17 protein-coding genes and 1 riboswitch are annotated in these 25079 nt (G+C 36.0%); of the genes, 10 read left to right on the plus strand and 7 right to left on the minus strand.

Features of this window, described 5'->3' with window-relative positions:
- Positions 1-65: 65 nt before the first annotated feature.
- A complete protein-coding gene (locus DN389_RS04015; protein ID WP_149236834.1) occupies positions 66-15098 on the minus strand; it encodes a DUF7507 domain-containing protein in 15033 nt (5010 codons plus the stop codon).
- 122 nt (positions 15099-15220) lie between these two features.
- Here DN389_RS04015 and DN389_RS04020 point away from each other — a divergent pair, with 122 nt between their 5' ends.
- The gene (locus DN389_RS04020; RefSeq protein ID WP_098191015.1) at positions 15221-16081 is read left to right on the plus strand and encodes a GNAT family N-acetyltransferase; all 861 of its coding nucleotides are present in this window, start codon (positions 15221-15223) and stop codon (positions 16079-16081) included.
- 34 nt (positions 16082-16115) lie between these two features.
- On the opposite strand, the gene DN389_RS04025 is transcribed toward DN389_RS04020, so the two are convergent.
- Positions 16116-16676 carry a cysteine hydrolase family protein gene (locus tag DN389_RS04025; RefSeq protein WP_098191016.1) on the minus strand — a complete coding sequence of 187 codons (561 nt, stop codon included), beginning with the start codon at positions 16674-16676 and terminating at the stop codon, positions 16116-16118.
- A gap of 181 nt (positions 16677-16857) precedes the next feature.
- Here DN389_RS04025 and DN389_RS04030 point away from each other — a divergent pair, with 181 nt between their 5' ends.
- Positions 16858-17118 (plus strand): DUF6123 family protein, encoded by a 261-nt coding sequence (locus tag DN389_RS04030; RefSeq protein WP_001195212.1) that lies wholly within the window; start codon positions 16858-16860, stop codon positions 17116-17118.
- Positions 17119-17120: 2 nt separating this feature from the next.
- Here the strand turns inward: DN389_RS04030 and DN389_RS04035 are convergent, their stop codons facing one another.
- The 3 genes from DN389_RS04035 to DN389_RS04045 form a co-directional block, all read right to left on the minus strand.
- A complete protein-coding gene (locus DN389_RS04035; protein WP_142343508.1) occupies positions 17121-18026 on the minus strand; it encodes a DMT family transporter in 906 nt (301 codons plus the stop codon).
- A 13-nt stretch (positions 18027-18039) separates the two neighbouring features.
- The gene (locus DN389_RS04040) at positions 18040-18426 is read right to left on the minus strand and encodes a reverse transcriptase-like protein (protein WP_000573873.1); all 387 of its coding nucleotides are present in this window, start codon (positions 18424-18426) and stop codon (positions 18040-18042) included.
- A 70-nt stretch (positions 18427-18496) separates the two neighbouring features.
- Positions 18497-19369, minus strand: coding sequence for an aldose 1-epimerase family protein (locus DN389_RS04045; RefSeq protein WP_046955187.1), 873 nt, complete (start codon positions 19367-19369; stop codon positions 18497-18499).
- A 132-nt stretch (positions 19370-19501) separates the two neighbouring features.
- Positions 19502-19546, plus strand: a riboswitch (PreQ1 riboswitch).
- Between the two features lie 6 nt (positions 19547-19552).
- Here DN389_RS04045 and DN389_RS04050 point away from each other — a divergent pair.
- The 3 genes from DN389_RS04050 to DN389_RS04060 all read left to right on the plus strand — a co-directional run bounded on the left by DN389_RS04050 (position 19553) and on the right by DN389_RS04060 (position 21038).
- Positions 19553-20038 carry a QueT transporter family protein gene (locus tag DN389_RS04050; RefSeq protein WP_001026467.1) on the plus strand — a complete coding sequence of 162 codons (486 nt, stop codon included), beginning with the start codon at positions 19553-19555 and terminating at the stop codon, positions 20036-20038.
- Between the two features lie 151 nt (positions 20039-20189).
- Complete coding sequence (locus DN389_RS04055; RefSeq protein ID WP_046955186.1) at positions 20190-20849, plus strand: ribonuclease H family protein; 660 nt, start codon at positions 20190-20192, stop codon at positions 20847-20849.
- Between the two features lie 12 nt (positions 20850-20861).
- On the plus strand, positions 20862-21038 hold the full coding sequence (locus DN389_RS04060; protein ID WP_000358801.1) for a zinc-finger domain-containing protein: 177 nt from the start codon (positions 20862-20864) through the stop codon (positions 21036-21038).
- A gap of 34 nt (positions 21039-21072) precedes the next feature.
- On the opposite strand, the gene DN389_RS04065 is transcribed toward DN389_RS04060, so the two are convergent.
- Positions 21073-21321 carry a DUF2564 family protein gene (locus DN389_RS04065; protein ID WP_000534400.1) on the minus strand — a complete coding sequence of 83 codons (249 nt, stop codon included), beginning with the start codon at positions 21319-21321 and terminating at the stop codon, positions 21073-21075.
- A gap of 119 nt (positions 21322-21440) precedes the next feature.
- Entirely contained in the window at positions 21441-21638 is a 198-nt protein-coding gene (gene cspB / locus DN389_RS04070) for a cold shock-like protein CspB (RefSeq protein WP_001161731.1), read from the minus strand.
- Positions 21639-21904: 266 nt separating this feature from the next.
- Here cspB and DN389_RS04075 point away from each other — a divergent pair, with 266 nt between their 5' ends.
- The 5 genes from DN389_RS04075 (at position 21905) to DN389_RS04095 (ending at position 25079) form a co-directional block, all read left to right on the plus strand.
- Complete coding sequence (locus DN389_RS04075; RefSeq protein WP_001005945.1) at positions 21905-22633, plus strand: YqcI/YcgG family protein; 729 nt, start codon at positions 21905-21907, stop codon at positions 22631-22633.
- 138 nt (positions 22634-22771) lie between these two features.
- Positions 22772-23404 (plus strand): LysE family transporter, encoded by a 633-nt coding sequence (locus DN389_RS04080; RefSeq protein WP_000466560.1) that lies wholly within the window; start codon positions 22772-22774, stop codon positions 23402-23404.
- Between the two features lie 19 nt (positions 23405-23423).
- Positions 23424-23717: a hypothetical protein gene (locus tag DN389_RS04085; protein ID WP_000286363.1), complete on the plus strand. Its 294-nt coding sequence runs from the start codon at positions 23424-23426 to the stop codon at positions 23715-23717.
- A gap of 82 nt (positions 23718-23799) precedes the next feature.
- Positions 23800-24429 (plus strand): sterol desaturase family protein, encoded by a 630-nt coding sequence (locus DN389_RS04090; RefSeq protein WP_149236835.1) that lies wholly within the window; start codon positions 23800-23802, stop codon positions 24427-24429.
- 308 nt (positions 24430-24737) lie between these two features.
- On the plus strand, positions 24738-25079 hold the full coding sequence (locus DN389_RS04095; RefSeq protein ID WP_088122975.1) for a DUF485 domain-containing protein: 342 nt from the start codon (positions 24738-24740) through the stop codon (positions 25077-25079).

Raw genomic sequence — 25079 nt, forward strand, 5'->3', positions numbered from 1 at the left:
ATAAAGGGAATAAAAAAGAGATTGTAATTTGGTTTCAACCAAACTACAATCTCTTTTTGTTTAAATTAACGCCACCAAATCCAAGTCCAAAAGTAATTTCGTATATTTCGAGGAGTAATGCGTATAAAACGTTCGCCGTCAAAGAAACAATTGAAATTTGGAAGTGTTTCATCAGGATTTTTTGGAATAAAAGTGACGATGTTTTCGTTGCTTGTAACGGTTACTGTAATTGGTGGATCGGTAGGCGAGACTTGAAGTTGTAAAGAAATATCCGCCGTATTTTTAAATTCATTATTAACAGGTGGACTTATCACTTGTACTGTGAATAATACGATAATTGTTTCGTTTTGTTCCAAATTAGTAGCGACTAGGAAACCGATATTCGGATTCGCTAGTGGAGAGCGTTCGCCGTTAATAAAGACAGTGCCGTTCATAAATTGTAAACCTAGTGGAATGGTATCTTGTAATGAAACATTTGAAAGTGAAATATCAGAAGTATTTGTAATACGCACCGTATAATCAAAATACTGTTTTAAATAAGCCGAGCTGACGGAAGCATTTTTCGTGACTGTTGTAGTTATAAATTGAACTGGTATACGAACGGTATTTGAATGAACAATAAAAGTAATAATTGGGTCCTGTGGTGTCAATTGGAAGGCGGCTGTGACGGAAGCGGAATTGATAATTGTACTGTTTGAAGGAATAGAAGATACCAGAACTTTAAATGTTATCGTTGCTACTCCATCTGCAGGTAAAGCGCCGATATTAATACCCGTATCTGGACGAACATTTGGAACCGGAGTACCATTAATTGTTACGCTGTTTTCTATAAATGTTGTACCAGCTGGAATTATATCTAGGGCGGAAGTACTGATTGTAGGAATTGGTGAATGATTTATTAATTCTAATGTGAAAGCTATAGTATCTCCTGTTGCTACGATAGATTTATCAGCTGTTTTTTCAATGCTAACTAACGGGTCAACTACTGTTGTTGTAACGGTATTTGTTTGCTTTGTAATTGTAATAGGCGGTTCATTCGGATCAATGGTAACAGTATAGGAAACAGAAGCATCGTTATTAATTGCAGATTGAAGAGTCGAAGGAGATATTGTTACTTGGAAAGTAATGATAGTAGATTCATTAGGAGCAAGGTTTCCTAATGTAATACCATTTTCAGGGTTTGCATTAGGTTGATTGATTCCGTTAATCGTAACGCTGCCCGTAACGAAGGTTGTATCTACTGGTGCCGTGTCTATGACAAGAAGATCTTCAATCGTTACATTACCGCTATTTGTAATTGTGATTGTATACGTTACAGTTTGACCAGGTAAGGCATTCGTTACATCAACAGACTTAATAGCAAAGACATTATCATTTTGGACAGTTGTTGTGACGGTATTTGTTGTAGTTGTATTCGTAACAGGTACGTTATTTGGATTGACTATATAGTTAAAGGTAGTAATTGCGTTGTTGTTGAGTTCATTTGATGTTGGGATAGAAGTTACAGAAACTTGGAATGAAGCGATAGCATCTCCACTAACAATTATAGTGCCAATTGGTATGCCACTTACTGGATTAACTCCCGGAAGAGTTTCTCCGTTTACAATAACGCTATTTTCTATAAACGTAGTACCTTGAGGAATAATATCTTGAATGATTACATCATTTGCCGCAATATTACCAGTTTGATTGAGTGTAATCGTATACGTTAACGTGTCACCGACTGTTGCAAATGCAAGGTCAACAGCTTTATTACTATTCAAATTTGCGTGATGAATTTCTGTTATGGCAGCTGATGAAATAATAGTTTCAGTAATAGGTGGTCGATTCGGTAACGTGTATTGGTATTCAATTGTACTTGTGTTAGAGATTGGATTTGTTTGCGGAATTGAAATAACCCGTACTTGGAATAGAATAGTTGCTGTTGTATTAGATGGAATGTTATCAAGTTGTATCCCGTTAAGTGGATTGTCATTTGGACGAGCGGTGCCATTCACAATAACACTATTCTCTATAAAGCTCGTATTTGCTGGGATGGTATCTGTAACGATAATGTTTTCTACTTGTATATTCCCATTGTTTGTGATGGAAATTGTGTAAGGGATAATCGTTTGTAGGTCAGCATATTGGATAGGTGTTGTTTTTGTTGCAATTACATTAGCAGAAATAACTTCAGTGAAGGTAATGTTACTAGTCGATATTTGTTCTTCTCCGTTTATCGTATAACGAGAAGTTGATTGGTTTTGGATACGACTGCTAGCTGGAAGAGATACCACAGTAACGGAAAACGTGACAGGGATAGAAGCGTTAGGAGTAATCGTTCCTACAAGTATACCAGTACTTGGATTCGCGTTAAGCTGAGGAATATTATTTACTAAAACGCTACCGTCTATAAAGGTTGTTCCAACAGGAATATTGTCTGTAAATACAACAGCAGTAGCATCTGCATTTCCTATATTCGTTAAAGTTGTAGTATAAGTTAAAATATCACCAATCGTTACAGAATTCAAATCAACAGTTTTCAGTGAAACGATATCAGCATCATTAATTTGAACGAAAGTAGTGTTGGAAGTAGTCGATTTTTGAATTGGTGCAAAGTCAGGATTGAAAATAAAGTCGTAGACGATGTTTGCAGTATTAGGCGTTGGGTTTATAGCAGGTAAATTCGTAACAGACACTTGGAACGTTATTGTTGTCACTTGATCTGACGTAATATTAGGAATGGAAAAGCCGATATTTGGATCTGCTGCAGGAAGTACAGTGTTGTTAACTGTTACACTTCCCGGAATAAATACTGTTCCATCTTCTATGATATCTGTAAAAAAGATAGAGTTAGTTGTAGTAGATCCGTTATTTTGAATGAATACTGTATATTCAATGGTGTCATCAATATTAGCTAATACTTTATTAGTGGATTTTGTAGCGATAAGAATAACATCAATAAATTGTATATTTGTAGTATTGGAAGAGGTCGTTTCTGAAATTGGTGGTAAGCTTGGGGCTGGTTGATACTCATAGTGAATGATAGCGATATTATTAATGTTATTTTGAGAAGGTATAGAGACTACATTTACTTGGAACGTAACAATAATCGTATTGTTTGGAAGAATTATATCAAGATTGATGCCGGTAACTGGATTTTCATTAGGTCTTGGTACGCCATCTACAAGGATGCTATTTGGAACGAATATTGTACCAGCAGCAATTGCGTCAATGAGGAGAGTATTTGTAATAGGTACTGTCCCAGCGTTTGTAACGGCGACTGTATACGTGATAATTTGACCGATGCGTGTAATAGACCTGTTAGCGGATTTAATTGCACTAACATTTGCCGTCCGCACTTCAGTATTTACAGCATTTGATAACGATCTACGGTGAATAATAGGAGAACTAGGGTCAATTTGGTATTCATACGAAGTGTCTGAAATGTTAATGACTGTGTTGCCCTCTGGTACACTTGTAAGTTGTACTTGGAAGGAAATAGTGACTGTTTCATCTGGTTGTATCGTGCCGAGAGTTACTCCATTTTCAGGGTTCGCACCAGGCTGAATTACATTGTTTATTGATAAGCTATCTTCAATGAATATAGTACCTTCTGGAATGTTGTCAATGAACAATGTATTGTTAGCTGGAACAGTTCCTATATTTTGTAGTGTATTTGTGTAGGTAATATTTTGCCCGATAGATACGAAAGTAACATCCGCCTGTTTAACAGAAATAATATTTGCATTTTGAAGTGATGTTGTAACGATATTAGAATTTGCAGATCGATTCACTGGTGGAGCTGTAGGGATACTTACATATTGGTAGTTTACAGATGATTGATTTACAATTTCGGTTTCAGTTGGTGGATTATTTGTTTGTACTTGAAATAGTATTGTTTTGGAACTGTTTGGTGGAATCGTTCCAATTGGTATTCCATTTTCAGGATTTGCACCAGGCTGAAGCACACCGTTAATTGTGACACTGTCTGGAACGAATGTAGTCCCAGCTGGAATAGAATCTGTAAAAATAATATTTATTGCGTCAACATTACCGATATTTTTCACTTCAGAAATATAAAGTATAGTTCCACCAATATCTACAGTTATTGGATTGGACGTTTTTGTAACTGTCAATTGTGCTTGCACGAAATTTGTAATGACAATATTACTTGTAGATGTTTCAGTAATAGGCGGTTGTCCTGGGTCTGGTTGACTTGTATATGTTGTATTAGATTGATTTGTAATCGATTGTTGCGAGAATGAATCGTTAATAAGAATTTGAAACGAAATAAGGTGAGTAGCGTTTGCTACTAGGTTAGGCAAAGTAACACCTGCATTTGGATTTGCACCAAGTATAGCTGTTCCGTTAAGTGTAAAACTATTTTCTACGAATGTAGTCCCTTCTGGAAGCGTATCTGAAAATATTAGATTACTAGCAGGAATATTTCCGGTATTTTCTAGTGTTATCGTGTAGGTTAAAATGTCACCAGTTGTTGCTTGTTGTGCATTGACAGCTTTTAAAGAAAGAACATTCGCATCCGAAATTTGTGTGAAAGCTGGATTAGATGTAATTGTTCGAGAGATGATAGGAGCAGTTGGATCGGCGATAAAAGTATAGTCAATACGGGCTATATTAGAAATTGGATTCACGCTTGGAATAGATTGAACGATAACTTGGAATGTGACGGTGACGATTTCTGAAGGTGCAATGGCGTTTAAGGAGATTCCTACGTTTGGATCAGCACCCGGAGCTGAAACACCATTTATGGTTACGCTATTCGGAATAAATGCAGTTCCTTCTGGGACCAAATCTGTTAAAGTAACTGTATTTGCAGTTGTATTTCCGTTATTTTGAACGACTACCGTGTAAGTGATTGTACCGTCAGTAGATTGTACGAGAGAATCTGTATTTTTAATTACAGATAGCGATGCATCAACGACAGCTGTATTTACCGTATTAGATGAAGATGTTGCTGTAACTGGAGGTTGACTTGGGTCGACAATATAAGTGTAACTTGTAAGTGCTTGATTTATAATCGCTCCTTGTGGTGGAATAGAACTTGCAAGAAATTGGAACGTAATAGTAGCAGAATCACCTGGTGCGATAATACCAACTGGAATACCGAGAGTTGGACTTGCATCTGGAAGTGAAATCCCGTTAAGCGTGACACTATTTGGAACAAATAATGCCCCTTCAGGAACTCCGTTAATGAGTAATACAGAATTTGCAGGGAAGTTTCCAGTATTCGTTAATGTTGCTGTATACGTAATTATATCTAAGGTAGATACGATTGTACGATTTGCTTCTAAAACAGTTGTAACAGTCGCGTTATTAATTTGTGTGGAAGCACTATTAGAATTTATTGTGCCGGTAACAGGAGGAGCAGTCGGATCAACTATAAATTCGTATTGAATAGATGCAACGTTTGTAATTGGGTTCGAAGGTGGAGTAGATGTAACTATGACTTGGAACGTAACGGTTGAGGAACTACCAGTATTCACGGTTCCGATATTCACTCCGTTATTTGGATTTGCACCTGGGATGGTACTTCCATTTACAGTGAAACTATTTTCAACAAAAGTCGTTCCCACTGGAATAGAATCTGAGAAATTTACATTTGTAGCGTTTGTATTGCCGCTATTTTGAAGTAAAACTGTATAAGTGATCGTGTCTCCGATATTCGCAAAGGCTGTATTAGCAGTTTTTACAGCTGAAAGTGTTGCTGAATTAATAGAAGTAACGAAGACGTTCGTTTCCACATTGCCAGGCTGAGCTTGTAATGCATTTCCTACGTTATATTGGAAGTTTACAAATCCTAAGTTTTGGAGTTCAGTTGTGAATGTTGTTGGATTGCTTACGATTTGAACTTGGAATATGATTGTTACAGTTTGATTTGGAGTGATTGTATTTATACCAACGCCATTAATAATAGAAGCGGATGGTAATGGAGTGCCATCAACAATAACTGATCCTGTAACAAATTGTGTCCATGTCGGTAAAGGGTCTGAGAAGATAACATTGTTAGCAGAAATATTTCCCGTATTTGTAATCGTAGTTGTATACGTAATCGTATCACCGATCGTTGCAAAAGCTTTATCTGCAATTTTAATTGTGTTTAAAATTGCACTTTCGATTTTTGTGGAAACAGTAGTAGAAGTAATATTTTTTGAAACGGGAGGATTAGCTGGATTAACGATATGCTGGAAGCTAATGCTAGCTTGATTGGTAATTGGATTTATAGGTGGAATTTCATTGGCATTAATATGAAATGCTACGATGACAAACTGGTTTGGTGCGATATCTCCAACTGGAACGCCAGTCATTATGTCTGTATTTGGGATGGTAGTTCCGTTAAGTGTAAAACTATTCGGTTCAAAGGAAGTTCCATCTGGAATTAGGTCGGTAAAAATAACATTCGTCGCACTAACATTGCCGCTATTTGTAATCGTAACTGAGTATACAATATCTTGCCCAATATCTACTGTTTCCACATTTGAATTTTTTTGTGCAGTAAGGATAGCGCTATTAACTTGTGTTGTCGTTGTATTAGATTGATTGGAAGTCGAAATGAACGGCTGATCTGAATCAACAATATAACGGTAAGTGGTAAGAGCCGAATTAGAAATAGGATTGTTGATTGGCAGGGTTGAAACGATGGCTTGGAATGTGACAATTGATGTGTTTCCACCATTAATTGAACCGATATTTACACCAGTAGATAAATCAGCGTTTGGAATGGTTTGCCCATTAACTGTGAAACTGTTTGGAACGAAACTTAAATTGCTATCAAGTATATCGATAACGGTAACATCAGTTGCAGTCGCATTTCCAGTATTAGGAAGGTTAAGTGTAAATGTTATTGTATTACCAACATCCGCAAAAGTAAGATCTGCTGTTTTTGTGCTAATAATATTTGCGTTGTTTATTTGAAGAAGTGTCGTGTTGGAGGTAGCTGCACTCGATACTGGCGGATTCCCTGGATCAACAGTAAACTCATACGTCGTTACTGCTGTATTTGGTGCAGGATTAATAGGTGGGATGCTGTTAACCGTAACTTGAAATACGATACTATATATTTCATTTGGTGGAAGTGTTGCAAGTACTACACCTGTATTTGGATTCGCATTTGGTTGTAAAACGCCATCGACTGTTAATGTGTTAGGAACAAATGTGAGTCCACTTGGTAATGCATCTGTAAATACAATATTAGTGGCATCCGTATTTCCTATATTCGAAATAGACGTAGTATAAAAAGCAGTTTGCCCGATATCTGCAAAGGAGACACTTTCATTTTTCGTCATGGATAATATAGCTTCTTTAATTTGCGTTGAAACGGGATTACTAATTGAAGTTTCTGGATCAGGCGGTGAGACTAATTGATACGATGTTGATGAGAAATTTACAATTTGGTTCTCGGTTGGTAATGACGCCACGTTTACTTGGAATGAAACAGTTACTGTAGACCCAGCTGTTATAGGCCCAATATTTACTCCGTTCGATGGGTCCGCACCACTTTGAGAAACCCCGTTAATAGAAAATGAGTTTGCAATAAATGTAGTTCCGCTCGGCATTGTATCTGAGAAAATAACATTTTGTGCAGATGAGTTTCCATTGTTTGTTAAAGTAACAGTATAGGTGAGTGTGTCTCCAATACGACTAAAGGATTTATCGACTTGTTTTAATGAAAGAATGATAGCTGTGTTAATTGTAGTGAACACTGTGTTTGAAGTAACATTCCTTGAAACAATAGGGGCATTAGGGTCAGTGATAAATGTGTAAGAAGCACTAGCCGAATTGGCAATAGGATTTTGAACAGGAGTAGAAGTAGCGGTAACTTGAAATGCTATTGCTATTGAGCTGTTAGGAGCAATTGATCCAATTGTAATACCTGTATTAGGATTAAGACCAATTTGTGTGATGCCATTTATTGTGACACTATCCAAAACGAACGTTGTACCGTCTGGAATAAGGTCAGTGAACGTAATATTCGTAGCATTTGTATTCCCACTATTCGTTAAAAGTGTCGTATAGGTAATAGTATCACCTAGTGTTACAAGTGTTTGATCAACTGATTTAATCATCGTTATCATAGCATCTAGTACAGGGTTTGTAACGCTGTTCGTTGAAGTAGAAGTAGTAACAGGAGCTGCGCTTGGATCAACGGTATAAGAGTATAAAATTGTATCGTTATCCATAATTGAACTTGAAGGGGGAATAGAAATAACAGTTACTTGGAAAGTAACGGTTACTGTTTCGCCAGGAGCGATATTGGGTATATTGACTCCAAGTGCTGGCCGTGCACCAAGTTGCTGCATACCATTGATTGTGACCGAATTTGGTATAAATGTAGTGTTGGCTGGAATAGCGCTTGTGAAAGTAATATTCGTTGCTGCAGTATTTCCTGTATTTGTAATAGTAGTTGTATACGTAATCGTATCTCCGACAGAAAGAATGGATTTATCAGCACTTTTTGTAGTAGTTAATATAGCACTATTAATAGTTGTCGAAACAGTATTAGATATATTCGTTTGTGATACGGCAGGTTGGCTAGGATCGACCACATGTGAATACTGTACAGAACTAAAATTTGAAATTGGATTTATACTTGGAATGTTTGTTACAAGTACGTTTATCGTAATAGCAATCGTACTGCCAGGATTTATATTTCCAACTTGAATTCCGTTAGCGGGGTTTCCAATTTGCTGAGCACCAGAATCATTTACAAGAGTACCAGATATAAATGGCGTTCCATCAGGCAAAATATCCGTGAAAAGTATATTTTGTGAAGTGACATTTCCAGGGTTGCTTAATGAAATTGTATAGGAAATTGTATCGCCAATCGTTGCGAAAATTTTATCTACAGATTTGATTGCCACAACTTCCCCAGAATTTATTTGTGTCGAAACAGAATTAGATATCGTACTTCTTGAAACAAGTGGTAAATTAGTTCCTGTCATAAATTGATAATCAATGGAAGCGCCGTTTACAACTGGTGAGTTTGGTCCTCCAGGTCCGATTGTAAAAATAGGATTTGGGATGCTAACTACTTGCACACGGAAGGTAACGTTTATAAAATCTCCTGCAATAATATCCCCAATTGGTATCCCGTTCGCTGGATTTACTCCAGGTAATAAAACCCCACCTACTCGAACGCTATCCTCTATAAATACTGTATTATTTGGAATCGGATCTGTAAAAATGATATTCGTAGCAGTTGTGTTCCCTATATTTTCTAATAAAACAGTATACGTTAAAAATGAATTTCCAGGTGCGACGTCAGAAAAGATACGGTCCACACTTTTCGTTGCTTGAATGATTGCTTCGTTAATTTGAACTAAAGTTGGATTACTTGTAGCTGTTTCTGTCACCGGTGGTTGGGTAGGGTCAACAATGATAGAGTATGTTGTGCTAGATTGGTTCAATGTTGGATTTGTAGCTGGTATTGAGCCAACGATAGCTTGAAAGCTAATTGTTGTTGTTCCTCCAACTGGAATAGGGTCTAAAGAAATCCCGCTATCTGGTCTAAATCCAAGTTGTGGGATGGTATTAATTTGTAAGCTATCAGGAACGAATGAAAGTTCAGGTGGTAATATATCGATAAAAACAGGTGTGTTTGCGTTAGTATTTCCGCTATTAGTGAGGGTAGTTGTATACGTAATTGTATCTCCAACAGCAGCAAATGCACTGCTCGCAGTTTTTGTTGCGATAACGGAAGCAGTATTTACTTGTGTAAAAGTTTTATTGGATTGAACTGTTCGTGAAACAGGCGGTTCATTTATATCAACAATAAAGCTATATTGAAGCGATGATTTGTTCGGAATTGGATTAGGGTTTGGAAGTATTGTAATGTTTACTTGAAAACTGAGTGTAATCGATGCATTTGCATTCAAGTTACCAATATTGATACCGTTTTGTGGATTTGCATTCGGGACGGTTACACCGTTTATTTTAAAACTATTTGGGACAAAGGCAGTACCGTTTGGAATTGTATCTGTAAAAATAATGTTGTTTGCAGTAGTATTTCCTGTGTTTATAACAGATGAAGTGAATGTAATTGTATCTCCGATTGTAGCAAAAGTTGTACTAGCATTTTTATTTATTACTAAAGTAGCATCAACAATCGGTGTAACTGTCGTGTTTGTTACGGTACTACCAACAGCTGGTGTTTCAGTTGGATTCACTGCATATTCGTAGTTTACAAGAGCATTATTCGTTAAAGTTCCACTAGGTGGAATAGCGAGGATTTTCACTTGGAATGTAATGAAAGTAGTGCCTCCTGGTGAAATATCGTTTAAATGAATACCTAATGACGGGTCTAATCCAGGTTGGGAAACGTTATTTATCGTAACGGAATTTGGGATGAAGGATGCGCCTGGTCCAAGTCCATCTGTTAAAACTGTAGCACTAGCAGGGATATTTCCTGTGTTCGTAACTGCAATCGTATAAGTAACGATATCTCCAATTGCAGCGGTCGGTGTGTTCACTGATTTCGTAGCGATAATCGTAGCGTTATTAATTTGAGTTGTTATCACGTTACTTAGTACATTAGAGGATACTGGAGGTAAGTTAGGATTTACGACATATTGATATGTTGTGTTACTTTGGTTCGATATTGGATTCGGACTAGGGATTGAATTTACTATTACTTGAAATGAAATTATTGTATTTGTATTAGGATTTATCGGATCAATTGCTATGCCATTTGCTGGATTTGCATTAGAGAGTGTAGTGCCGTTTACTGTTACACTATTTGGAATAAAAGATGTCCCGCTTGGAATAGCATCTGTAAATACTATATTTGATGCAAGTGTGTTTCCGTTATTCGTTAAAGTAGTCGTGTACGTAATAATATCATTTACGTTCGCAAACTGTTTATCTGCAGATTTTACAGAGGTAATCGTAGCATTATTAATAGTTGTCTGTACAGTGTTAGAGGCCACCATCTGCATTACAACTGGTTTAGATGGATCGTACGTGTATTGGAATGTAGTGCTCGATTGATTCGTAATCGGATTTACACTAGGAATAGTTGGTACAAAAACCTGGAATGCAACAGTACGTGATGAATTCGCTCCTATCGTACCAATCAAAATGCCGTTAGCAGGATTTGCATTTGCTATAGGGACACCGTTAATCGTTACAGTATTAGGAAGGAAGATGGTACCATCTGGAATGATATCTGTAAACGTTACATTAGTGGCAGGGATATTGCCGTTATTCGTTAAAATTGTTGCATAAATTATGACATCGCCAACATCAGCGAAATTTGTACTTGTTAGTTTTGTAGCAACAAGATTTGCGGTGTTAATTTGTGTCGTTACGATATTGCTAGTGGCATTTCTAACAACAGCAGGTAAATTTGGATCTGCGATAAAGCTATATTGTAGTGCAGCACTATTTTGAACTGGATTTGGTGAAGGTAAACTATTTGCACTAATTTGAAAAACAATGGTTGTAATTCCACCTGCGGGAATTGTTCCAACTTGAAGACCAACACTTGGATCAGCACCTAGCTGTAAAGCGCCGCCTATAAAAATACTATTTGGTACAAGAGTCGTACCAGGAGGGAGTATGTCGGTAACAACTACATTATTCGCTGGAGTATTCCCAGGGTTCGCTAAGGCAATTGTATATGTGATTGGTTGCCCAACATCAGCAATAGTTAAATCTACCTGTTTGACAATAACTACATTTGCTAAATTAATTTGTGTGCTTACAGTGTTACTTAAAGAGGTTTCTATAGTTGGTGGATCGCCTGGATTTAGAATAAAGCTATACTGTGTACTAGATGAATTTGTTGTTGGATTTTGTGTAGGTAAAGCAGTGACGGTTACTTGATAAGAAACAGTAATTTCACCGTTAGCAGGAATGGGAGGTAACGGAACACCAATGTTCGGATCTGCATTATTTTGTAGCACACCATTAATAAGGAAAGTGTTTGGAATAAAGATAGTGCCATCTGGATTTGTATCTACGAAAGTTGGACTATCAGCAGTAACGCTTCCTGCATTCGTTAAAAGAATGGAATAAGTTAATACATCCCCAACGGTAGCGAACGCTCGATCCACTGTTTTTGCTGAAATGACATTTGCGTCATTTACTTGAGTAAATGTAGTGGTTGAAGTTGTGTTCTTACTTACAGGAGATGCATTTGGATCAACGATAAAATTATAGGAAATGGAGGCACTATTCGAAATAGGATTTGGGTTTGGAATACTAGTTATTAATACTTGGAATGAAGCTGTAATTGTAGTATTTGCATTGATGCTACCAATATTGATGCTAGCTGGTGTAACACCTGGCTGAGCAACATTGTTAATTGTAACACTGTTTGGTACAAAGGCAGTACCATTCGCAATTGAATCGGATAGTACTACATTGTTCGCCGTAACATTTCCATCGTTTGTAAGAGCAAAGGTATAAGTTAATACATCTCCAACTTCCGCAAATGTTTTATCTACAGACTTCGTAGCTTGAAGGTTTGCTAGTCTAATTGTTGATGTAACAGAATTAGAATTTGCTGTTTTTGAAGTTGGTGGCAGACCTGGATTAACAGTATATAGATAAGAAGCGAAAGCATTATTAATGATAGGATTTTGGGCGGTAATATTAATGACTGTTACTTGGAAAGAAAGAGTAAAAGTAGCTCCGCCAGGAATTGTTCCGATAGGTAAAGCGACGAGAGAATTTACATTTTGCAAAACTCCATTTAGTGTTACAGTACCAGGAGTCAATATCGTTCCATTTGGAAGTGGATCTGTTAGTTGCACGTTAGTTGCGGCTGTATTTCCACTGTTTGTAATAAGAATTGTATAACTGATTGTTTCGCCAATTGTAGCAAATTGTTTATTTGTTGATTTTGTTAATGTTAAATTCGCATTGTTAATCTGGGTGGAAACGAGATTAGAAGAAATGTTTTTCATAACGGGTGATTGGCTAGGATTGACGGTATATTGATAAGAAGCACTTGAACCATTAGATACGACATTTGACGCGGGTATTGTGTTTACTACTACTTGAAATGAAACGTTTTTTGTTGATCCAGTTGGGATCGATCCAATGTTCACACCGCTAGCGGGATTTGCGCCCACTTGTGTCGTGCCATCTATTGTTAAACTGTTAAGGACAAAAGTTGTTCCGGTAGGAATGATATCTGTAAAAATAACGTTGTTCGCATTCGTATTACCTGTACCTGTAAAGGAAACGGTGTAAGTTAATGTATCACCAATATCTGCAAAATTTTTATCTACTGCTTTCGTCATTGTTACAGTAGCATTGTTCACTTGAGTGGAGACAATATTCGTCGTATCAGTCCCACTTACTGCCGGTTGATTTGGCACAGGAATGTATTGGTATGTTGTTGTTCCACTATTTAATATTGGATTTGTTTGGGGGATAGACGGAACGAATACTTGAAATGAAATAGTAGTAGTGGAATTTGCGGCAATAGATCCAATTGATATACTAGTAGCGGGATTTGCTCCAGCCTGAGTAACTCCGTTAACAGTTACACTCCCTGGAATGAAAGTAGTCCCGCTAGGAATCGGATCCGTATATATAACGTTAGTTGCGGCGATATTTCCTATATTAGCTAAGGCAATACTGTAAGTTAACGTTTCACCAATATCGGTAAAAAGTTTGTTAACTGATTTTGTACCATTAATATCTGCGAGGTTAACTTGCGTTCCAGCAGAGTTGCTTGTTGCAAGACCATTAAAAGTTGTTCCTCCGGCGATTGGTGTATATTGAAATGTAATATTAGCAGTGTTAGAAATTGGATTTTGATTTGGGAGAGAAACGACAGTTGCTTGGAAAGTTACTGTACGAGAAGCACTATTATTAATCGTTCCAAGAGATATACCGGCGGTAGGATTTGCATTTGTTTGTGGTACGTTATCTACTGTTACACTGCCGGGTATAAAAGAAGTACCGTTAGGGAGACTATCTATAAAAATAGCATTATTGGCGGGAAGGAGCCCGGTGTTAGGGATAGTAACTGTATAAGTTAGAATATCTCCAATTGCTGCAACACTTTTATTTACGCTTTTCGTTGCTTGTATATTTGGTGAGTTTATATTAATTTGTAAGCCGACTGTATTTAACATATATGCATCTCCGTTAGTTGTTAAACGGATTGCGGCAGACACTTGGGAGTTTGTTAAATAAGGAGAAATATCAATGGAAGTAATGTCCCAGCCTTGTCTTCCTGCAGATATATTTGTACTTGTAGAAGCGCTTTGGTTTCGTGTGCCAAATGTTCCAGTTGTATCTAAATTTCCAGCAGCATTATTAACTTGAGAACCGAAGAAATTATTTATCGCATTATTTGGCCCAGATAAAGCGTTTAATGAACTGAAATTTGGTCCAAATAAAGCTTGATCCCCAGTTAAATCAGCATCCCCTTCCGTAGAACTTAAAAATAATCTCCCGCTTACAGGTCCCCCTGAAGGTGTTAAAAATCCTGAGACAGATACATCGGCACTACCAGTTTCTGCGGAAACACGGTTACCTGCTACATAAATCGTCAAGTTTCTTGCAGGCAATGTTCCGTTTTGATAAGCGACGATAAGTGTCCATCCAGCCGAATTAATTGTTCCGTTAGAAGCATCTATAGGGTCCACAAGTCCAGGGACAGAGCCGGTTGTATAAGAGCCAGATCCTCCAGCTTGAACGAGAGATGTTACATCTGCAGAACGTGTATAGAATCCAAATGTGACGGATCCGGAAACGAATGTTTGATTAGAAGCTGTAACAGCAGAAGGAGTAATTGAGTATGTTGAAACAGGTGTTGTAAAAGAAACAGGGTTTCCTAAAACATTCGTAATGTTTTGATCACGAGATAAATAGTTGCCACCCCAAATGAGTTCTGCGTAAAGAATCGTACTACCAGCAGGGATATTTAAAATAGCGGTAGAACTATTTTGTGTATAGTTTAACGTTGTACCAGCAGGAAAAGTAGGTACTTGTAAAGCGGTATTCGTAGTTGCGAATGCACCAATTGCCCCGATTGTACCAGCACGGTTTTGATTACTAATTTTACTTAAGCCTAAAGTATTTCCTGTAATAGCGAGTGCGCCGTTTGTGGTGGTAGAAAATCGATTCGTAATGGGCATGTTGTCACCTCATTTACAATATAGTCTTGGTCAAAATAGGATATGTGTGTGACAAATAAAGGGAAACATGTACAAGTTGATTTAGTAATAATGATTTAAATGTCTAAATAAGGGGTTGGAGAATGATTGGATTGAAAATAAGAGTGGAGCGTCTTAGAAAAGATAATATAAATGATATTGTTGCATTATCTTCTTATATTGGTTGGGATTATAACAGAGAAGAAGTTGAAACGATTTTTAATTCAGGTATTGTATATGGCGTATGGAATGAGAGAAAAGAACTGATTGCAAGCGCTGCAATTATATTATACGGAGAGGCGTTAGCGTCAATAGGAATGGTAATTGTCCATCCGGATTATAAGGAAAGAGGGATTGGAAAGGCGATAACGAGTTCTTGCATGAATAGCGTATCAGCTCGAACTTCAATTATGCTGATTGCTACAGATGAGGGGAAGCCTTTATACGAAAAGTTAGGATTTAGGGCAGTGAGCTATATTTCTAAATACATATGTAACTCGTACAATACGAATTATAACTGTCAAGGAAATGAAGAATATGTGATGAATTATAAAGAGGGGGATTTAGAAGAAATAATAAAAATAGATGAAGGCGCATTTGGAACAAGTCGAAACGTGTTTTTAAAACAAAGAATTATGCAAAGTGATCAGTGTGTCGTTATAAAGGATACAAAAGAAAATGTAGTAGGATACGGTATAAGTGTACAAACGCCAGAAAATAAAATAATAGGACCGATCGTTGCTAAAAATGATGCAATGGCAATGAGAATAGTACATGCTTTAGCAAGAGGGCATGATGGGAGATTAAGAATGGATGTACCAAAAGGAAAGGACGATTTTCTGAAAGAGTTAGAGATTGCTGGTTTTCAAAAGGTTAATACACCGCCAATTATGATGAGAAATAGTGATCAATTTTTGAAAAGAAATGGGGAACTATACAGTATTGCAGCGCAAATTTTTGGATAAAAAAGAATCCTTCTAAATGAAGGATTCTTTTTTATTAATCACGATATTGGTCGTGAGTTGGTTGGAAGAGGTCTTCCTCGATATCTCTCACCATAGAAAAATGATCCACATTATAATGACCGTGTAGAACTTTATTATGGTGCTCGATAATTTGTTCTGCAGACAACACATTAGAATCAGTTGTGGAATGACCGTTTTTAATTAATGTAACATCAAATCCTTGTACAGTAGCTGTTCTAACTGCGGTGTCGATGCAATGTTCTGTTTTACATCCACCGATAACGATATGATTAATTTTTTCTTCTTTTAAAAGTTCAAGTAGAGAAGTGCCATAGAATGCGTTTGTTGCTGCTTTATTAATAAGGATTGCAGACTGAGGTACTTGAATTTGATTATGTACTTCAAATCCTTCTCCGCTACCAGAAGCAACATCGATATCTCTTACGAAAACAACAAGGGCATTTGCATCTATTGCTTTCTGTACGGCTGTATTTAGTGTAGATAATAGATCTTTTTTACGAAAAACTTCATTTTCTTTTTCATTTCCATCCATTAATTCTTGCTGAGCATCAATGATTAATAGTGCTTGTTTCATCGTGTCTCCCCTTTAATATGAAATAAGTTCCACTGTACATATTCCTCCATATTATAAGGAAATCCTCTATTGTAAGCGGAGTAGAGACTGATTTACAAAGTTGTCAAATAAATTTCATTCTCATAGCGTGTAAAAACATGTATGATAAGAAGTGGAGAATTTTTGAGTAGGTGGGAATATCATGCAAACAGTAGAAGATTATCTTTCATTCTTACATACGAAAGGATTTAAACTATCAGAGGAAGCACAAGGGTTTATTATGTTCGGACAAGGATATACTGGTGCATCTGATGGAATTGTGAACGCAGCAATAGAAGCGACAATTAAACATCAATTACAGTTTGATGGGAGTTATTTTGTTGCGTTATTAGAACGTTTGAAAGAAGAAGAAATTACAGATAAAAAAAGCGCTAAGGCTTTTATGCGGAAGTTACAAGCGTAACTTCACGCAGCCTGCGCTTCTTTTTTTGTTTTGGAAGGTAATTCAACAAAAACCATGCCTAGGAAAATACATAGGCATCCGATAATAGCAGAAATAGAAAGTTGTTCGTTTGCAACGAGAACGCCTGTTAATGCAGCAAAAACAGGCTCCATTGCGAAAATAATTGCTACTCTCGTTGGAGACGTATGTTTTTGTGCTGATGTTTGAATAAAAAAAGCAATGGATGTCGCAAATAGGGAAGTTAGAAATAGAGCGAATAAAAAGGAAGAATTCGTCCATAGTGCCACTGAAAATAATTTTTCCCAATCTTCAAACAAAAAGGCGCAAATAGAAGAAAACATACCGACAGCTAATACTTGCGATGTGCTTAACAATAAAGGTGATATTTTCTTAGAGAAGAAGCCGTTAACAAGAATATGGGCGGCGAAAGCAACTGCACAACCGAGAACGAGTATATCTCCAATGTTCAATTGAAAAGAATCACCGGCCGTTAATAAGTATAAACCAGCCGTTGCTACAGCAATGCCCATTACGATAAAAATGGTAGCTTTTTGTTTTAAAAAGATAAAAGACAAAATGGGTACCATAACGATACTAAGCCCTGTTAAGAAACCAGCTTTTGAAGAAGTTGTATAAAGTAAGCCGAATGTTTGTAATACATAGCCAACACATAAAAAAAATCCAACGATTAATCCAGCGAGACTACTCTGTTGTATATCTTGTTTTGAAGATTTTTTTGAGAAAATCATTTGAACGAATAATAAAATAATTCCAGCGAATAAAAAGCGAATACCATTAAAAGTAAATGGACCAACGAAAGACATAGCATTTTGAACGACAACAAATGTAGCTCCCCAAATAAAAGAGACAAATAATAAAGCAAGAGGAGCAACCCAATCTTTTTTCACACTCATACCCCCGTTAATTTTGTAAGATAGCTTTTCTAGCTAATTCATCAGCAACTTTATTTTGACTACTTGGAATCCACTTAATAAAAAAGAGATCGAAACTTTTTATGTACTGTAATGCTTCTTCTAATAGTGGTGCAAACATTTTATTTTTTGCGTATTCTTTTTCGACAGCTCGCTCGACAAGTTGCGAATCTGTACGAAAAGAGACAATGTTATAATTATGCTCCGTGCAATATTTTAATGCCGCAAGTAAGGCGTGGTATTCTGCTTCATGATTGGACATTGTCCCAAGGGGCAATGATAATTGTACAGCTGGTTGCACCCCTTTAATAAACACTCCAGCACCAGAAGGACCAGGATTTCCTTTTGATGCACCATCAATATATACTTCAATCAAAATGAGAAACCTCCAAATTATAAGGTGATCCCCTACTTATATGTTTCTTTGAAGTAGGGGATAGAGTACTTTAGCCGATTGTAATACTATAACGACATGTAAATGTTTCATTCGCTTGTAAAGATTGAATTCCTTTTTTTTCCTTGAAATCTTTTGCCGGATTTACTTCATCAGCAATACCGTACCAAGGTTCAATACATAAGAAAGGTGCGTTTTCGCCTGGTGTCCATACGCCGACAAATGGGAATCCGTCAAATTCTACTTTTACAAATTTATTATGTTTATGAGAACGAATAGAGATTTCATCCGTATTCATATTTTCAAAAATAAGCGCATCATTTTTGAATAAATCGTATGTAAGTGGTAATTCATTCGTATTTTCAGCAATTAATTGTTTTTTACTTGAAAGATAAGGTCCTTCTAATACGCTTGTTTCTAAGCGTTCAGAACCATTAAATGATAAATGATAATCAGTAAATGATTCGCCCTCTAATAAGGGGAAGTTGAAACCAGGATGTGCTCCGATTGAGAAGAACATCTCTTTTGAAGCAGGGTTATTTACTTCATATGTTACATGAACGATTTGTCCGTCTAGCTCATAAGAAACGAGTAATTCGAATTCGTATGGGTATTTTTTTAATGTTTCTTCATTACTAGTTACAATATAAGTGATTTTCGTTTCACTTTGTTCTTGTACAGAGAATGTAAGATCACGAGCAAAGCCGTGTTGTGTTAAAGAATATGGTTTACCATCTACGTAGTATGTATTATCTACTAATCGGCCGACAATTGGGAATAAAATTGGTGCGCGGCGCCCCCAATAAGTAGAATCGCCTTGCCATAAGTATTCAGTGTTATCTTCTTTTAAGCGAACGCTTTGTAATTCTGCACCTTTGTCAGAAATGGAAACGACCACTTTTTCATTTTGAATTGTTGCTGTCATGAAGTGAAACCTCCTAAAACTTTCATATGTTTTATTATACGTTGTCTAAAAGAAAAAAGGTAGTTAATGATAGGAATCTATTGACGAGAGAGTGTGTATTGCGTAGAATATATTCTTGTTGCTTAAAAAACGAATAACGTGGTTCGAAACCATCCCACGTAAAAAAACTAAGGAGATTTTGTCATGAATATAAGAACATTAGTCGGTAATGGTATTTTAGCGGCATTATATATTGCTGTTTCTATGCTTATTCAGCCATTTGGCTTTACGAATGTACAGTTTCGTATTTCAGAGATGTTTAATCATCTTGTTGTATTTAATAAGAAAGCAATTTACGGAATTGTATTAGGTGTATTTTTAACAAATCTCTTTTTCTCACCTATGATCGCTTACGATTTAGTATTTGGAGTAGGGCAATCTATTCTTGCATTAGTTGCAACGATTATTTCTATGCGATTTATTAAAGGTGTTTGGGCTCGTATGATTTTTAATACAGTTATTTTTACAATTACAATGTTTATGATTGCAATTGAACTTCATCTTGCATTTGATTTACCATTTATGTTGACTTGGTTAACATGTGCAATCGGTGAATTTGTTGTCATGGCGATTGGTATGCCTGTAATGTACTGGATTAATAAACGAGTACAATTTGAAAGATTTATGTAATAGATGAAAGAGCTATTCCTAAAGGGATAGCTCTTTTTGCATGTGATAATATTGAATATAATTCAGAGACTCTTGATAAAATATAATAAAATAAAGTGAGGCTTTCATTAGCTGGATACATATAAGAAGTCTTACATAAGGGGAATCTAGTATGAAATATAAAATTCATTGGTTGTATAAAACGAAGCGCGGTTTGCAGACGGGATTAACGACAGATTATATGAACATAGAAGATGTGCTGCAATTTGCAGAGGATTTCGAGAAAACAGGAAGAGTGAAAGAACTATCATTTTATGATGAAATGGATGCAGAATGGTCATTAAAGGAAATGAAAAAGCTGAGTAAACAAGTGGAGGAAGAGCCCCAAGAAATACTCGTTTATTTTGATGGCGGTTATGATGTGCAGACGAAAGAAGCTGGAGTAGGTATATGTGTATACTATAAAAAAGCAAACAAAAACTACCGAATTCGCCGCAACGGATATATAGAAGGTATATATGATAATAATGAAGCCGAATATGCGTCATTATTATACGGTATGAATATACTCGAGGAATTAGGGATTAAGTATGAAGCAGTTACACTTCGCGGGGATTCTCAAGTGGTATTGCAACAATTGGCTGGAGAATGGCCTTGCTATGATGAGCATTTAAATCATTATTTAGACCAAATTGAACAAAAAGCGAAGCAAATGAAATTAAAACTTGTATGCGAGCCAATATCTAGAAAACAAAATAAAGAAGCACATCAATTAGCAACGCAAGCATTAGAAGGAACAGTCATTGATAGTCATAAAGAAATAACCGAATAGAGAGGTGCAACCGTGGATAAAAAGCAACTCATTACAGAGGTAAATGACTTATTAGAAACGTATTGTGAAGGGTGTTTTTTGCGAGAACATAATCGAAAGACAAATAGTAAATATTATGCTCATTCATTTTGTATTAGGCAATGTACAGTTGGAGAAACATTGAAAAAGTATGGGGAACAGTTGTCATGAAAAAACATCCAGAGAACATTCTCTGGATGTTTTTTTAGTGCTTTGCTTCGTTTAATTGCTGCTCGCATTTACTTAATTTCTTTTCCTCATTCATTAGAAACGGCTCATCTAAATCTACCGCAACAGATTTCATAATTTCAAGCTGAGAGCGAGCTGCTTCTACAGCAGTTGTGGCATGCTCTAATGTATCTGGATCCATTGAAATTGTCGCTGATCCTACCATTTTTTGTGCTGTTTCTACACGGAATTTCACTTCTTCAAAATCATTTACTTCTGATCCCATTATTACTTCCTCCTTTGTATATTGCGCATTTCACATAGTTTTTGCTCTGTAAAACGGAAATATACAAAGGAATAACAAAGGAGGTTACCAAGTAAGGTAACCTCCTGTTATATGTTGGATTAAAGTTTTACTACGTTAGCAGCTTGAGGTCCGCGGTTTCCTTCAGTGATATCGAAAGATACTTCTTGACCTTCTTCTAAAGCTTTGTAGCCGTCACCTTGAATAGCAGAGAAATGTACGAATACATCGTCAGCGCCTTCCATTTCGATAAATCCAAAACCTTTTTCGTTGTTAAACCATTTTACTTTTCCTTGCATGTTACAATTCCTCCTAAAAACATTTGCTTTTTTCATTTAGTGAAATTCATTTGAAAGATAATATAAACTAAAAATGCTATAATCTTGAATATTCTGCTAAATGATTAATTTAAATATACACGAATTGGTAGAAATTAGTCAAGTAAGCGATTTTATTTTTTTGTATTTTTAAATAATTTTTCAGCCGAATTTTTAAATAGGTATAGGACAGGCCGAGTATGTAATATTCTTAATTGAATGCTATACATAATGAGGTGAAAGAAAGAATGAATGAGTCTTATTTATTAGATAATGAAGGAATGAGAACGAGAACTGATATACCAAATTGGGTTACAAAAGAATTTCAAAATTTTTCGAGTGTCGTGCTAGAACCAACTTTCCCATGTTATTTCGGCTTAACAGCTTTGAAAAAGAATGAACTTCGTTATTCATTTCTCTCTCATAATGATTGGAGTCATTTGCCACATACAATGTTATCTTTTTTAGAGTTAATGAAAGAGCGCCCAATTGTAAGAAGAGGATTCTTTCTTTTTGTGGAACCGGAATGTGAGGAACAATCACTGGAATATTATCGTGATTACTTTTGGAAAGTACTACAATATTTACATGAAAACGATGACCAAACATGGCCGAAGCAAATTCCTGAAGACCCAGACCATTACTTATGGGAATTTTCATTTGGCGGGGAACCGATATTCGCATTTGGAAATGCGCCAGCTTATAAACAACGAAAAACTAGGCATTTAGGAAATTCTCTCGTTATTGGATTTCAACCGCGTACCATCTTTGATGGATTAGAAGGGGATCGCCCTAAAGGAGCATATTCAAGACAAACGGTCCGAGATCGAGTTGAAAAGTGGGATCAGCTGCCGAAACACCCTAACATTAGTCATTATGGTGATCCAGATCATCGCGAATGGAAACAATACTTCATAGGAGACGATGTAGAGCCGATAAAAGGAAAATGTCCTTTTCTTCATAAGTTAGAAAAGTAAGAGCCATCATCCAGATGGCTCTTTTGCATATTTTGGATAAAAAAGGGTATTTTAGTAGTGAATATTTTGATGAAAGCTAGTCTATTTTTAATCATTACATCATTACTTAATAGTAAAGGAAGTAGAAAGGATAGAGCGATGTTTGGAGCGATTATACAACAAATTGTATTAGGGATTTCATTAGCTGCGCCAGTAGGTCCGATTAATATTGAAATGTTAAAACGAGGAATTGAACGAGGTTTTTGGCATGCATGGGTTGTTGGAATTGGTGGAATGACTGCAGATATTTTGTTTATGCTTCTCATTTATTTCGGTTTATCTTCTGTGTTTATGTATACATATGTACAAGCTTTTATGTATTGCACAGGGTTTTTCTTATTATTTTATTTAGGATTTCAAAGTGTAAAACAAGGAATTTCCCACTCGAATATGGAATATAAAAAGGAAGAGGTAGGTGGTCTTAAACAATCGTTTATGGCAGGTTTTTTAATTGCGATATCCAATCCATTAAATCTTGTTTTTTGGTTTGGTATATACGGAAGTACACTTAGCTCATTGCTTACGAAGGTAACGAAACAAGAAGCCTTTTTGTACAGTCTTTGTATTATCGTTGGCATTATTTTATGGAATTTAAATATTGCTTTTTCTGTCCATTTTGGCAGAACTTTATTAAAGCAAAAAGCACTTGGCTATATAACAGCCGGAGCCGGTATTATTTTAGTAGGATATTCTATCCATTTTGCATACAAAGCTTTACAGTTGTTCACATAAGATTGAAGGGGAGATTTTTATGTATCGAACCACTATTGACGGAAAAGAAATTATTATTACGTTAGCACCCAAAATCCGAAAAGAAATTACTGATAGAAATCCACTATATGAAGCGGTATTTCACAATGCAGCAAGATTACTACAAACAAAGCAACCAACGTTTGCAGTGAATCATGAAATATTTGGGCTCATTATTGGAGAGGTACAAAGAGGAGAAGTAACAGTATTTGCAGTGGAACATATTATTCCAAAGCAAAATATATTTGGATCGAACAATTTTTTCTCGACAATAGAGCAGCAGGCAAATTTGTAAAGTGAATAGAATAAAATAAAAAATAAAAGAAATAGTCGTAACGAAATGTTGCGGCTGTTTTTTTGGAAAAGGGGGAAGGAAGATGAAGAGAGTGGGGAAAGAGTTCTTTTTACAACATGATATCGTTATTATGTATAGTATTTTATTTATTTTCATCATTATTTTAAAAATGCAATTTTTCGCATGGATCGGTATGTTCACGTGTTTGTTTGGGATTGTTTTTTATACGCTTAACGAATATATGACACATCGATTTTTATTCCATTTAAAGCCACCTAAAAACGTATTTTTATTAAAAATGTTAAGAAGATTACATTATGATCATCATGTATATCCAGATGATTTAAAACTATTGTTTTTGCCTGTATGGTTTAGTATACCTAGCTTTACTATATATTTACTTATAGCATATGGTATAACAAAAAGTGTTACTATTACACTTTCATTCGGGACTGGAATGATTATCATGCTTCTCGTTTATGAATGGAAACATTATATTGCACATAAGCCGATTCGTCCGTTCACTAAGTTTGGAAGATGGCTAAAAAAACAGCACATATTACATCATTATAAAAATGAAAAGTTTTGGTTTGGTGTTTCAAATCCAGTATTCGATTTCATATTTGGAACGCTTAAAGATGGGAAAGACGTTGAATTAAGCGAAACAGCTCGTAATTTAGAAAAAGAAAAAAAGACAGAAGTAGTGCGATAAGCACTACTTTTTTATCTGGAAATTTGCCGGGCGGTAAAACTCCCGCCTCAAAATGCGGCAAATATGAGGAAGTTAGATGGAAGATAACTTCCTGTAAAGCTTGACTGGTGAGGAATTGAAGTACGTAATTTTTATGTTGAAAAAGTATATTAAAAACTTAGGAGAAATTGGCGAAAAATGTCTATCGAAAAATCTTTGCAGGAATGTATGGATTGTCTAAAATAGAAATAAGTTTCTGAATATTTATAAAATTTAGTCTTTAGGTATACAAGGGGGAATTGTATTTTCAGTAAGAGAGGGGAATGGGAATGAAAAGAGATGATACGTCAGCACGTAAGTTACAAAGTGAAGTGAATTATACAGAGATTGTTCAGTCAGAAGAATTTCAATTACTATTAAATACGAAAAAGAAGTTTATCGTTCCGATGAGTATTTTCTTTTTAAGCTTTTTTATTGCATTACCTATTTTAACATCGTATTCAAAGGTGCTCAATACACCAGCATTTGGGGATGTTACGTGGGCATGGGTGTTTGCATTTGCGCAATTTATTATGACGTGGTCATTATGTATGATTTATAGCAAAAAAGCAGAATCCTTTGATAAAATCTCGCAAAAAATTCTACAAGATATGCAAAAAGGGAGGGGCTAA

This window comes from Bacillus sp. AY3-1 (assembly GCF_008368785.1).
In the GTDB taxonomy this organism is placed as follows: Bacteria; Bacillota; Bacilli; order Bacillales; family Bacillaceae_G; genus Bacillus_A; species Bacillus_A wiedmannii.